At 67.8% G+C, this 11,838-nt stretch carries 16 protein-coding genes and 1 riboswitch; of the genes, 8 read left to right on the top strand and 8 right to left on the bottom strand.

The features are described 5' to 3' along the window. The first annotated feature begins 80 nt into the window (after positions 1–80). The 5 genes from EV671_RS27690 (at position 81) to EV671_RS04105 (ending at position 3,880) form a co-directional block, all read left to right on the top strand. Positions 81–722: an energy transducer TonB gene (locus tag EV671_RS27690; RefSeq protein ID WP_132570019.1), complete on the top strand. Its 642-nt coding sequence runs from the start codon at positions 81–83 to the stop codon at positions 720–722. Between the two features lie 78 nt (positions 723–800). Continuing rightward, on the top strand, positions 801–1,628 hold the full coding sequence (locus EV671_RS04120) for a MotA/TolQ/ExbB proton channel family protein (RefSeq protein WP_132570018.1): 828 nt from the start codon (positions 801–803) through the stop codon (positions 1,626–1,628). Positions 1,629–1,658: 30 nt separating this feature from the next. Further along, on the top strand, positions 1,659–2,090 hold the full coding sequence (locus EV671_RS04115; RefSeq protein ID WP_132570017.1) for an ExbD/TolR family protein: 432 nt from the start codon (positions 1,659–1,661) through the stop codon (positions 2,088–2,090). 15 nt (positions 2,091–2,105) lie between these two features. Next, positions 2,106–2,543 carry an ExbD/TolR family protein gene (locus tag EV671_RS04110; RefSeq protein WP_207911084.1) on the top strand — a complete coding sequence of 146 codons (438 nt, stop codon included), beginning with the start codon at positions 2,106–2,108 and terminating at the stop codon, positions 2,541–2,543. Between the two features lie 80 nt (positions 2,544–2,623). Then, on the top strand, positions 2,624–3,880 hold the full coding sequence (locus tag EV671_RS04105) for a hypothetical protein (protein ID WP_132570016.1): 1,257 nt from the start codon (positions 2,624–2,626) through the stop codon (positions 3,878–3,880). 68 nt (positions 3,881–3,948) lie between these two features. Here the strand turns inward: EV671_RS04105 and EV671_RS04100 are convergent, their stop codons facing one another. From EV671_RS04100 to EV671_RS04070, 7 genes are all read right to left on the bottom strand, one after another. Beyond that, positions 3,949–4,707: a 3-hydroxyacyl-CoA dehydrogenase gene (locus EV671_RS04100; protein ID WP_132570015.1), complete on the bottom strand. Its 759-nt coding sequence runs from the start codon at positions 4,705–4,707 to the stop codon at positions 3,949–3,951. A gap of 104 nt (positions 4,708–4,811) precedes the next feature. After that, complete coding sequence (adk, locus tag EV671_RS04095) at positions 4,812–5,468, bottom strand: adenylate kinase (RefSeq protein ID WP_132570014.1); 657 nt, start codon at positions 5,466–5,468, stop codon at positions 4,812–4,814. A gap of 102 nt (positions 5,469–5,570) precedes the next feature. After that, positions 5,571–6,311, bottom strand: coding sequence for a 3-deoxy-manno-octulosonate cytidylyltransferase (gene kdsB, locus EV671_RS04090; RefSeq protein ID WP_132570013.1), 741 nt, complete (start codon positions 6,309–6,311; stop codon positions 5,571–5,573). Next, the gene (locus tag EV671_RS04085; RefSeq protein WP_132570012.1) at positions 6,311–6,520 is read right to left on the bottom strand and encodes a Trm112 family protein; all 210 of its coding nucleotides are present in this window, start codon (positions 6,518–6,520) and stop codon (positions 6,311–6,313) included. Before EV671_RS04085 ends, kdsB begins: the two co-directional genes overlap by 1 nt. After that, entirely contained in the window at positions 6,505–7,503 is a 999-nt protein-coding gene (gene lpxK / locus EV671_RS04080; RefSeq protein ID WP_243655568.1) for a tetraacyldisaccharide 4'-kinase, read from the bottom strand. The genes EV671_RS04085 and lpxK overlap by 16 nt, the downstream gene beginning before the upstream one ends. A gap of 19 nt (positions 7,504–7,522) precedes the next feature. Next, positions 7,523–7,939, bottom strand: a complete 417-nt coding sequence (locus EV671_RS04075) for an ExbD/TolR family protein (protein WP_132570011.1) — start codon at positions 7,937–7,939, stop codon at positions 7,523–7,525. A gap of 20 nt (positions 7,940–7,959) precedes the next feature. Continuing rightward, positions 7,960–8,577: a MotA/TolQ/ExbB proton channel family protein gene (locus EV671_RS04070; RefSeq protein WP_132570010.1), complete on the bottom strand. Its 618-nt coding sequence runs from the start codon at positions 8,575–8,577 to the stop codon at positions 7,960–7,962. Here EV671_RS04070 and EV671_RS04065 point away from each other — a divergent pair. From EV671_RS04065 to EV671_RS27190, 3 genes are all read left to right on the top strand, one after another. Continuing rightward, positions 8,564–8,785 (top strand): hypothetical protein, encoded by a 222-nt coding sequence (locus tag EV671_RS04065; RefSeq protein WP_132570009.1) that lies wholly within the window; start codon positions 8,564–8,566, stop codon positions 8,783–8,785. The genes EV671_RS04070 and EV671_RS04065 overlap by 14 nt on opposite strands. 143 nt (positions 8,786–8,928) lie before the next feature. Beyond that, positions 8,929–10,227, top strand: coding sequence for an exodeoxyribonuclease VII large subunit (xseA, locus tag EV671_RS04060; protein ID WP_415840370.1), 1,299 nt, complete (start codon positions 8,929–8,931; stop codon positions 10,225–10,227). Positions 10,228–10,284: 57 nt separating this feature from the next. Then, positions 10,285–10,866 (top strand): superoxide dismutase, encoded by a 582-nt coding sequence (locus EV671_RS27190; RefSeq protein WP_243655566.1) that lies wholly within the window; start codon positions 10,285–10,287, stop codon positions 10,864–10,866. Positions 10,867–11,080: 214 nt separating this feature from the next. Here EV671_RS27190 and EV671_RS04055 read toward each other — a convergent pair whose 3' ends face one another. Beyond that, positions 11,081–11,653 carry a TMEM165/GDT1 family protein gene (locus EV671_RS04055; RefSeq protein WP_132570008.1) on the bottom strand — a complete coding sequence of 191 codons (573 nt, stop codon included), beginning with the start codon at positions 11,651–11,653 and terminating at the stop codon, positions 11,081–11,083. 8 nt (positions 11,654–11,661) lie between these two features. Then, positions 11,662–11,835: riboswitch (yybP-ykoY riboswitch) on the bottom strand. Positions 11,836–11,838: the final 3 nt, after the last annotated feature.

Below are 11,838 nucleotides of genomic sequence, written 5' to 3'. Positions count from 1 at the left end.
AAGGCTGGAGTGCAACCTCTACCTACCCAATCCTGAATGAAGTCGTTGACTGTGATTTGTAGTTGCAAGAAGGAGCGCGCATGAATTTTGCGCAGGAGAAGCAGGGCGCGTCCCGGTTCACGGGCATCGGGGCGGTGATCCTGATCCACGTGATCATCATTTGGGCGCTTGCCAGCGGCTTGGCACGCAAGGTGGCAGAGAAGGTCGTCGGGCCGCTCGATGTCAAGGTGATCGAGGAAAAGGTCAAACCGCCGCCACCGCCTGAGAAGGTGGTGCCGCCTCCGCCGGATCTCAAGGCCCCGCCGCCGCCTTTCGTGCCGCCGCCCGAGTTCCAGGTGACCGCACCGGCGCCACCGGCACCGGCCATCCAGTCCACTCAGGTCGCGCCGCCCGCCGTCGCCGAAGTGCGTCCGGCACCGCCGCCCGCACCGGCCGCTCCGCCGGCCGCCAAGCCCACGAAGATCACGGCTGGCATGGTTTGCACCAAGATGGGCAAGCCCGAGATGCCGTCGGTCAACTGGAGCGGTGAAGCGCTGTACAAGGCCGTCGCGACCGTCAAGTCTGGCCGCGTCACCGCCGTCGAAATCACCTCGTTGCGTGGCGGCGTGGACCGCAAGGCGCAACGTGCGCTGGTCCAGGCCATCGAGGCCACGCTGCGCGACACCTACGAGTGCCCGGGCGATCATGTGTTCGAGCAGGAGTTCCAGTTCAAGATCGAGTAACAAGTTCCGCTTCGAATTCGGCGCCCGCTCGGCGCGTTAACCAACACCAAACCAGAATTTTCCGTAGGAGTTGACTCCATGATTTCTCGCATCACCGGCCTCTTCGCCGCCATCGCCGTCGCCGCGACCCTGGCCGTTTCGCCCGTTCACGCCCAAGACCAGAAGCCGGCCGACGCCGCTTCGGCCGTTGTTGACGCCGCTCCCGCACCCGCTGCCACCCCCGCGCCCGCCAAGGCATCGGACAACCCCTATGGCCTGGGTGCGATGCTGCAGCACGGCGACATGGTTTCCAAGTCTGTGCTGACCCTGCTGCTGATCATGTCGATGGGCAGCTGGTACATCCTGATCGTTCGCCTGTGGGACACCAGCAAGCTGGGTTCCGAGGCCAAGGACGTGCGCTCCACGTTCTTCAAGAAGACCAGCCTGGCTGATGGCGTCCGCAGCCTGAAGGAAGAAAGCGCCTTCCGCTACATCGCCGCCGCCGGCGTCGAGGCTTCCGAGCACCATGAAGGTGCCCTGACCGAGAACATCGACCTGAGCAGCTGGGTCACGGTCAACATCGACCGCGCCGTCACCGATGTCAACAACAAGGTTGGCGCCGGTCTGGGCTTCCTGGCTACCGTCGGTTCGACCGCTCCCTTCATCGGCCTGTTCGGTACCGTGTGGGGCATTCTGCAAGCCCTGACCGCCATCGGCGTCGCCGGCCAGGCTTCGATCGACAAGGTTGCCGGCCCCGTCGGTGAAGCGCTGATCATGACCGCCATCGGTCTGGGCGTCGCCGTTCCGGCCGTGCTGGGCTACAACTGGCTGGTCAACCGCAACAAGAGCGTGATGGGCCAAGTCCGCGCCTTCGCCGCCGACCTGCATGGCGTGCTGATGGGCAACCGTTCCGTCGCCAAGCGCTAAGCCCAGCCTGCTCGCACAGGAGCCAAAGCTATGGGCATGAACGTCGGATCCTCATCCGGCGGTGAAGACGAGGTGGTCTCGGCCATCAACACCACGCCCCTCGTGGACGTGATGCTGGTGCTGCTGATCATCTTCCTCATCACCGTCCCGGTGGTGACGCAGTCGATCGCGCTGAATCTCCCCAAGGAGACCAACGTCATCCGCGTCACCAAGCCGGAAAACATCGAAATCTCGGTCGCCAAGGACGGCGAAGTCTACTGGGGTACCAAGGTCGTTCCCGACATGGAGGAGCTGGTGCAGCGCCTCGGCAAGGAATCGGTCAAGAACCCGCAGCCCGAGGTGCATATCCGCGGTGACGACAAGTCTCGTTACGAGTCGGTCGGCCGCGTGGTCTTCGCCTGCCAGCGCGCTGGCATCATGAAGATCAGCTTCGTCACCGAGCCGCCCGAGCGCGGTGGTTGAAGCCAGGAGTCAAGCATGGGAATGAATGTTGGAAGTTCCTCGGGGAGCGGTGAGCCCGAGGTCATGCTGGACGTCAACACGACGCCCCTGATCGACGTGATGCTGGTGCTGCTGGTGATGCTGATCATCACCATCCCCATCCAGCTGCACTCGATCAACCTGGACATGCCGCCGCCGAGCACCACGCCGCCCGACAAGGACCCGGTCGTGCACACGGTCGTGATCGACTTCGACGGCTCGCTGTACTGGGACAACGACCCGCTGCCCAATCAGGCAGCGGTCGACGCCAAGATGGTCGAGATCGGCCAGATGCCGGTGGCCGACCAGCCCGAAGTCCACATCAAGCCGAACAAGCTGGTGGATTACGGTGCCGTCGCTGCCGTCATGGCCTCGGCCCAGCGCAACAGCGTCAAGAAGATGGGCATGGTCGGCAACGAGCAGTACGTCAAGTGACGTGAACTCGGGACTGACGCTGATACTTTGAATGCGCGCTGCCCGAGAGGGCGGCGCGTTTTTGCTTTGCAGGAGAGCAAATGAAGACTTTGAAAACCCTGGTGGCGGTCGCCGTTGGCGCCCTGGCCCTGTCCTTGAGCGGCGCGCCCGGCGCTGAATTCGGCGTCAGCCAGGCGTCGGCTCAGGAGAGCGTGCGCAAGGAGATCGGCACCCACCTGACCGAAGCCAGCAAGCTGATCAAGGCCGGCAAGTACAAGGAAGCCCTGGGCAAGGTGCGCGACGCCGAGGCCGTTGGTGGCCGCACCCAGGCCGAGAACAACGCCATCGAAGGCATGCGGGTCGCCGCGGCTTCGGGCGCAGGTGATGCCGACTCGATGGTCAAGGGTTTCGAGGCCCTGAAGGCCGCGGGCCGCCTCGGCCAGGCCCAACAACTGCAGATGATGGAGTCCATCGCCGGCACCTATCTGCGCAACAAGGACAACGCCAAGGCGCTGGCCTGGGCGCAGCGCTACTTCAAGGAAGGCGGCAACAGCCCCGCGATGAAGCAGGTGCAGCAGAACGCCCAGTTCCTGTCGGGCGACATGAGCGCCACGATCAGGGACACGCTGGACGAGATCGCCGCCGACGAGAAGGCTGGCCGTGCGCCGTCGCGCGACAAGCTCAACCTGCTGCTGTTCGCGGCCCAGAAGAAGGGCGATGCGAATGCCGAAGGCGTCGCGACCGAGAAGCTGCTGAACTACTACCCCGATCCCAAGCTCTGGGCCCAGATCCTGGGCAGCCTGCCGCAGAAGAAGAGCTTCGCTTCGGACCGCTACCAGCTCGACCTGTACCGCCTGCGTCTGGCCACCGGGAATATGCGCGAGGCCAACGACTACATGGAGATGGCGCAGCTCGCCGCCCAGGCCGGCTATCCCGAGGAAGGCAAGCAGGTTGTCGACAAGGGCTTGGCCGCCGGCCTGCTGGGCCAGGGCACCGAGGGCGCGCGCCACAAACGTCTGGCCGACCTGATGGTCAAGAAGATCGGCGAGGCCAAGGCCGGCGCTGCTGCCAACGAGAAGGCCGCCGAAGAAACCAAGGATGGCAATGCCTTCGTGACGCTGGGCCTGGCCAATGCCTTCGGCGGCGACGCCAAGAAGGGCGTGTCGCAGATCGAGCAGGGCATCGCCAAGGGCAATCTGAAGCGCCCCGAGGACGCCAAGCTCTACCTGGGCCTGGCCTACTACCTGGGTGGCGACAGCGCCAGGGCCCAGGGCGCCTGGAAGACGGTCAGGGGCACGGACGGTTCCGCCGAACTCGCCCGCCTGTGGATCATCCAGTCGCGTTCGGCCAAGCGCTGATCCGGCCGCAAAGCCAAACAAAAAGGGCCTGGTTCGCACAAGGCCCTTTTTTCATGCCGCCGCAGCGGTCACTTCGGCGCCAGGCGGATCGCGCCGTCCAGGCGGATGACCTCGCCGTTGAGCATGTCGTTCGTGACGATCTGGTGCACCAGCTTGGCATAGTCCTCGGGCCTGCCCAGGCGGCTCGGGAAGGGCACGCTGGCAGCCAGTGCGTCCTGCACCTCCTGGGGCATGCCGAACAGCATGGGCGTGCCGAAGATGCCCGGCGCGATGGTCATGTTGCGGATGCCGTTGCGGGCCAGGTCGCGGGCGATGGGCAGGGTCATGCCGACGACGCCGCCCTTGGACGCCGAATAGGCCGCCTGGCCGATCTGGCCGTCATAGGCGGCGACCGAGGCCGTCGAGATCAGCACGCCGCGCTCGCCGGTGGGCTCGGGATCGTTCTTGGCCATGGCCTCGGCCGCGAGGCGGATCATGTTGAAGCTGCCGATCAGGTTGACCGTGATCGTCTTCGTGAAGGCGGCAAGCGGGTGGGCGCCGTCCTTGCCGACCGTCTTGATGGCCGGTGCGATGCCGGCGCAGTTCACGAGGCCCATCAGCTTGCCAAGGCCGGTCGCTGCGGCAACGGCGGCCTGGCCGTCGGCCTCCTGGCTGACGTCGCACTTGACGAAGACGCCGCCGAGTTCGGCCGCGATGGCCTGGCCGCGCTCGACCTGCAGGTCGGCGATGACGACCTTGGCGCCGTGGGCGGCCAGCATGCGGGCCGTGCCTTCGCCGAGGCCCGAGGCGCCGCCGGTGACGATGAACACCTTGCCTGCGATTTCCATGATGAGGATCTCCTGGGTTGATTGGTTGACGTAAACGTCAATTGTGGCCGACAAAAAAGCCGCAGGGCACAGGCGCTGCGGCTTTTGTGGAAGCGGCAGTGATTTCAGCTGTTCAGGGCAGCCAGCGCACGTTGAGTGATGTCGTCCACCGAGCCCATGCCTTCGATGCGGCGGTATTTGGGCGCATGGGTGTCACCGGTGGCGGCCCACTGCGAGTAGTAGTCGACCAGCGGGCGCGTCTGGGCGGAGTAGACGTCCAGGCGCTTCTTGACGGTCTCTTCCTTGTCGTCGTCGCGCTGCACCAGCGGTTCGCCGGTCTCGTCGTCCTTGCCTTCGACCTTGGGCGGGTTGAACATGACATGGTAGGTGCGGCCCGAGGCCGGGTGCGAGCGACGGCCGCTCATGCGCTCGATGATGGCCTCGAAGGGCACGTCGATCTCGAGCACATAGTCCAGCTTCACGCCGGCGGCCTTCATCGCGTCGGCCTGGGGGATGGTGCGCGGGAAGCCGTCGAACAGGAAACCGGCGGCGCAGTCGGGCTGGGCGATGCGCTCCTTGACCAGCGCAATGATCAGGTCGTCGCTGACGAGGCCGCCGGCCTTCATCACGGCGTCGGCCTGCTGGCCCAGTGCCGTGCCGGCCTTGACGGCGGCGCGCAGCATGTCGCCGGTGGAGATCTGCGGAATGCCGAATTGCTTGCAGATGAAGGCAGCTTGGGTGCCTTTGCCGGCGCCGGGGGCGCCCAGAAGAATCAGTCGCATGGGTCTCCTCTTTGTGTCGGGACCGTGTAGAAAGTCCCGCCTCAGCTCAGCGGTCGAGTATCGCATGTGGCCTTTCGGGGGCCTGACGCGCCAAGTTGGTGCTTACGCGTGAATCAAGCGACGCACGCGCTCCAGATCCTCGGGCGTGTCGACGCCCGGACCGGGCCGTTCAGCGCTCACATGCACCGCGATGCGCTCGCCATGCCACAGCACCCGGAGCTGCTCCAGCGACTCGATCTGCTCCAGCGGGCTGACCGCCAGCGTCGGGAAGCGGCGCAGGAAGCCGGCGCGGTAGGCGTAGAGGCCGACATGGCGCAGCGCCTGGTTGGGCAGGCCTGCGCCGTCGCGCCACCAGGCGATGGGCGCGCGCGAGAAATAAAGGGCCCGGCCGGCCTTGTCGGTGACGAGCTTGACGACATTGGGATTCGCGAACTCGGAAGGCTCGGTCAGCGCGTGCGCCACGGTGGCCATCACGCAGTCGGCCTGCGCGGCCAGCGTTGCGGCACAGGCGTCGATCATGGCTGGCGCGATCAGCGGCTCGTCGCCCTGCACGTTGACGACCGTCGCGTCGTCAGCCAGGCCGAGTTGCTCGACGGCTTCGGCAAGACGGTCGCTGCCGGAGGGATGGTCGGCCCGCGTCATCAGCGCACGCACGCCGTGGGCGGCGCAGGCGGCCGCGACGTCGGGAGCGTCGGTCGCGACGACGACCTGGCTTGCGCCGGATTCGGCCGCACGTTGGGCCACACGCACGATCATCGGCAGGCCGGCGATATCGGCCAGCGGCTTGTTCGGCAGCCGGGTCGATGCGAGGCGGGCCGGGATGATGACGGTGAAGCCGCCCATCACTCGGCAGGTGCCAGCGGCACGGGCGCGCTGGCGGCCTCCGGATCCCAGGGCCTGGCCTCGTTCTCCAGCATCAGCGGGATGCCGTCACGGACCGGGAAAGCCAGGCGGTCGGCGCGGCAGGCCAGGGCAGGCTCATCGCCGCGCAGCAGCGTCAGCGGCCCCTTGCACAGCGGGCAGACCAGCATCTCGATCAGTCGTTGATCCATTGGGGAAACAGGCGTTGGAGGTGGGTGTCCAGCGCGGCCTCGAAGCCGGCGCCGAGGGCAAAGTCTAGCGTCACGACCCAGACCGGCGCGCCGCCGGCGCGCTCGGGCGGCAGCTTGACCGCGTCCTTTTCGGTCAGCAGCACGCCGGCCGCGTCCGCGGGCCAGGGGAGCGTGCCGAAGTCCGCGTGGTCGGCAAGGGGCAGGGGCTCGAAGGCCAGGCCCAGGCCGGCCAGCATGTCGAAAAAGCGTTGCGGACGCGCGAGGCCGGCGCAGGCCAGCAGGCCGGCGCGGCCGCTCAGCGCGAGCAGCGTGGCCATGTCGGCGCGCTCGCCGGCCCACCAGCCGGCCAGCGGCACGGCGCCCGCCAGCCGGCGCTCCGCGACGAAGCCGGGCAGGGCGGTGCTGGGCCGGGCTGCGTTGTAGATGACGAGTTCGTCGGCGGCCAGCGGTGCGGGGGGCTGGCGCAGCGGGCCGGCCGGCAGCAGCCGGCCATTGCCGAGGCCGCGGTCGTCGAAGACCAGCAGGCTCAGCTCGCGCGGCAGCCGCCAGTGCTGCAGGCCGTCATCGCTGACGAGCAGGTCCAGCTCGGGATGGGCGGCGAGCAGCGCCCGCGCCGCGGCGACGCGGTCGGCGCCGACGGCCACCGGCACGCCGGCGCGGCGGTGGATGAGCAGGGGTTCGTCGCCGAGTTCCTGCGCCCGTCCGCCCGGCCCGGCGATTCGAACGTCCGTGTCGGCCCGCCCATAGCCGCGCGACACGACGCCGGCGCGCAGGCCGCGCGCGCGCAGCAGTTCGAGCAGGGCCAGCGTCGTCGGCGTCTTGCCGGCGCCGCCGACGATCCAGTTGCCGACGACGATGACCGGCACCGGCAGGCTCCCGCTGCGTTTCAGCCCGGCACGGTAGGCGAGGCCGCGCAGGGCCAGCAGCCCGTGGTAGAGCCAGCTCAGCGGTAGCAGCGCGGCGGACAGAGGTCCACCGCTCAACCACTCGCGCTGCAGCCGATCAGCGAGCGTCGGTCTGCGCGGCGAAGGTGACACGCGTCAGGCCGACGCGGCGCGCGGCGTCCATCACGTTGATGACGGCCTGGTGGGGCGTGGCCGCGTCGGCCGAGATGATCAGCGACGCCTCCGCGTTGCCGCCCGAGGCCTGGCGCAGCGCGCCGATCAGGATGTCGACCGAGCGGCCTTCCACCGGCTGGCGGTTGATGACGAAGCGGCCATCGGCGGCGATGCCGACGATGACCTCCTGCGGCCTGTCCTTGAGCTTCTCCGCGTCCGCCGAGGGCAGCGTGATCTGCAGCTCGGTGAACTTGGAATAGGTCGTCGACAGCATCAGGAAGATCAGGATCACCAGCAGCACGTCGATGAAGGGGATCAGATTGATCTCCGGCGGCTCGCGATGCGGGGAGCGAAAGCGCATGGCGTGTTCCTCGCTCGGGCTCAGGCGGTGTAGCGGCGCAGTTGGCCCAGCAGCCGGTCGGCGGCGGCTTCCAGCTCCAGCACGTATTCCTCGATCTTGCCGCGGAAGTAGCGGTAGAACATCAGCGAGGGGATGGCGATCATCAGGCCGAAGGCCGTGTTGTAGAGGGCGATGGAGATGCCGTGCGCGAGCTGGGCGGGGTTGCCGCCGCCGGGCGTCTGGCTGCCGAAGATCTCGATCATGCCCACCACCGTGCCCATCAGGCCCAGCAGCGGCGCGGCCGTCGCGATGGTGCCCAGCGTGTTCATGTAGCGCTCGAGCTGATGCACGGCGCGGCGGCCGGCGAACTCGAACACCATGCGCAGCTTGCCTTCGGGCATCTGCGGCTCGGCCGTGACGGCGCGCAGGCCCGCGGCCAGCACTTCGCCGAGCAGAGAGTTCTCGGCCAGGCGGTCGACCATGTCGGGCGCGGGCAGTTGCTGGGCGCTGACGTTCATCACGTCGTCCAGCAGCCGCGGCGGCAGAATGCGGCTGGCGCGCAGGCTGGACAGGCGCTCGATGATCAGGGCCAGGGCCACCACGGAACACAGGAGCAAGGGCCAGATCGGCCAGCCGGCCGCTTGTATGATCGAAAACAAGGTCGTCCTCGTCGAAAAAAACGGCCGCGGAGGCCGGATGAGTGCGCGGGATTATGACCCCAGCCCTGGTCCCGGCCGCCAGTTCCGCTATCCCCTGAAAGCGCCCTCACAATCCACCGCCGCTGTGGATAACTTTGTGGGCAAGCCCGGGGTGGTGGGCGCCAGGGGCCGTCAAATCAAGGCCTTGGACAATTTGCCTCAAGTTTGAGCAGCGGAATTCGAATTGAAAAACAAGGCCTTATGTGCTCATGACGACGCCATGACGGCCGCCATGAGCCGAAATCGCCCGCCAGCCCAGTATTGGCGCGGCTGTGGACTTCCCGGCCCGCGCCGGCATTGGGTTTGCGCGTGATTGAGGCGCGCGAACCCGCATCCGGCCGTCGTGTCTGGGGCGTGGCCGGCCTTGTCGAGGCGATCTCGCAGAGCCTGGCCGAGCGCTTCTCAGTCGTCACCGTCGGCGGCGAGATCGGCGGTTTCACGCGCGCAGCCAGCGGCCATTGCTACTTCACGCTGAAGGACGCCGACGGCCTGGCCGCGAGCCTGCGCTGCGCGATGTTCCGCCGCGCGGCCGCGATGCTGGACTTCACGCCCGCCGACGGCGCTCTCGTCGAGCTGCGCGGCCGCGTGGCCGTCTACGAGCCGCGCGGCGAGCTGCAGTTCGTCGTCGAGGCCATGCGCCGGGCCGGCGCAGGCACGCTGTACGAGCAGTTCCTGAAGCTGCGCGCGCGGCTCGCGGCCGAGGGCCTGTTCGACCCCGAGGCCAAGCGGGCCTTGCCGCTCCACCCGCGCCGCATTGGCGTCATCACGTCGACGGCCGGTGCTGCCCTGCATGATGTGCTGACCGCGCTGGCGCGGCGCGCCCCCCAGGTCGAGGTCGTCGTCTACCCCAGCCTCGTGCAGGGCGCCGAGGCGCCGCCGGCCCTCGTCAATGCGCTGAGCACGGCCAATGCGCGGGCCGAGGTCGACCTGCTGCTGCTGGTGCGCGGCGGTGGCTCGCTGGAGGATCTGTGGGCCTTCAATGACGAGCGCGTCGTGCGTGCGGTCGCGTCGTCCGCCCTGCCGGTCGTCTGCGGCGTCGGCCACGAGACCGATGTGACGCTGTGCGACCTAGCTGCCGACCTGCGCGCGCCGACGCCGACGGCCGCCGCGGAGCTGGCCGCGCCTTCCCGTGAGACGCTACTGACCGAACTGGCCGGCCTGGAGCGTGGCCTGACGCTGCGCCTGGACCATAGGCTGCAGAGCCTGGGCCAGCGCCTGGACCGCCTGGCGCTGCGCCTGGCCCGGCCCAGCGACGCGCTGGCCCGCCAGCGCCGGCTGCTGGAGCTGCTGGCCCAGCGGGCGGCCGCGGCGCCGGGGCGGCGTGTCGAGCTGCAGCGCCAGCGCCTGGAGCATCTCGCGCAGCGCCATGCGCGCGCGCAGGCCGAGCTGCTGACGCGCCACAGCGCGCGGCTGGACGCGCTACAGGCCCGGCTGCAGGCGCTGGACCCCCAGCATGTGCTGGCGCGCGGCTATGCCTGGCTGGACGACGGCCAGGGCGGCGCGGTCACGTCCGTGCAGGCGCTGCGGCCTGGCGGGGCGGTGCGCGCCGTGCTGGCCGATGGCAGCGCCGACTTGCAAATTCTCAGAGTACGGGCATCCCCGCAGGGGTGATCCCCGCTCCCTACAATCCGCCGCGTTTCCCTTCCCCCCAACATTCGAGGACCCACCATGGAACACACGCTGCCCCCGCTGCCCTATGCCATCGACGCCCTGGCCCCGCACTACAGCAAGGAAACGCTGGAGTTCCACCATGGCAAACATCACAACGCCTATGTGGTCAACCTCAACAACCTGCAAAAGGGCACCGAGTTCGAAGCGCTGACGCTGGAAGAGATCGTCAAGAAGAGCTCGGGCGGCGTCTACAACAATGCCGCGCAGATCTGGAACCACAGCTTCTTCTGGAACTGCATGAAGCCGGCCGGCGGCGGCGAGCCCAGCGGCGCGCTGGCCGCGGCCATCAACGCCAAGTGGGGTAGCTACGCCGCCTTCAAGGAAGCCTTCGTGAAGAGCGCCGTCGGCAACTTCGGTTCCGGCTGGACCTGGCTCGTGAAGAAGGCCGACGGCTCGGTCGACATCGTCAACACCGGTGCCGCCGGCACGCCGCTGACCACCGCCGACAAGGCCCTGCTGACCGTCGACGTGTGGGAGCACGCCTACTACATCGACTACCGCAACCTGCGCCAGAAGTTCGTCGAGACCTTCTTCAGCAACCTCGTGAACTGGCAGTTCGCCGAAGCCAACTTCGCCTGAGGCACCTCGCGCACCAGGCAAAGGCCGGCATCCGCCGGCCTTTTTGCTGGGCTCAGAGTTTGAGAGTTTTTCGGCCGTGCCCGAAAGGCGCGTCAAAACGCCCTCGATCTAGGCGCAAAGCGCAGCCATAGCTCGGGCTATGGCGAGCATTTGCAACGACGAGCGAGGGTGTTTTGGCGTGCAAGGCGGGCATGGGTGAAAGACTCTCAAGCTCTCAGAGCCAGCGGTCGACCCTGAGCAGCGTCGCCAGGCCCATCACCGCGAACATCGCCGCGGCGACGCCGTGGACCAGCTTCATCGGGATCTTCTTCGCGAAGCGGTCGCCGACGAAGACGGCGGGCACGTCCGCGATCAGCATGCCCAGCGTCGTGCCGGCCACGACCAGCAGCGGCTGCGGGTAGTGCGCCGCCATCGCGATGGTGGCGATCTGCGTCTTGTCGCCCATCTCGGCCAGGAAGAAGGTGACCAGCGTCGTGCCGAACACGCCGAGGTGGCCGCTGACGCGGGTGTCCTCGTCGTCGATCTTGTCGGGGATCAGCGTCCAGGCCGCCATGCCGAGGAAGGACAGGCCGACCACCCAGCGCAGCAGCTCGGGGCTCAGCACCGACGTGATCCAGGCGCCCAGCGCGCCCGCGGCACCGTGGTTGACGATGGTCGCGGCCAGGATGCCCAGGATGATGGGGACGGGCCGCTTGAAACGGGCGGCCAGGACGAAGGCCAGGAGTTGGGTCTTGTCGCCGATCTCGGCCAGGGCCACCACGCCGGTGGACATCAGGAGTGCTTCCATGCTGCTGCGGATTCCTCGGCCGGACGAAGACGGTTGACCACGCGCCCGCCCGGCCGAACCGCGGATGCATGGTCAAAGGTCTTGCCAAGTCGTACACCGCGCGCGCCATGGCCGTGAGGCCAAGTATGTTGACGCGAGCCACCGAAAGACCTTCGGTGCGGCTACTCCCCAATGACGGGCGGCAG

Source organism: Roseateles saccharophilus (assembly GCF_004342485.1).
Classification (GTDB): Bacteria; Pseudomonadota; Gammaproteobacteria; order Burkholderiales; family Burkholderiaceae_C; genus Pelomonas; species Pelomonas saccharophila.
The sequence above is the reverse complement of the archived record's forward strand: the minus strand, read 5'-3'. Positions and strand labels throughout refer to the sequence as shown.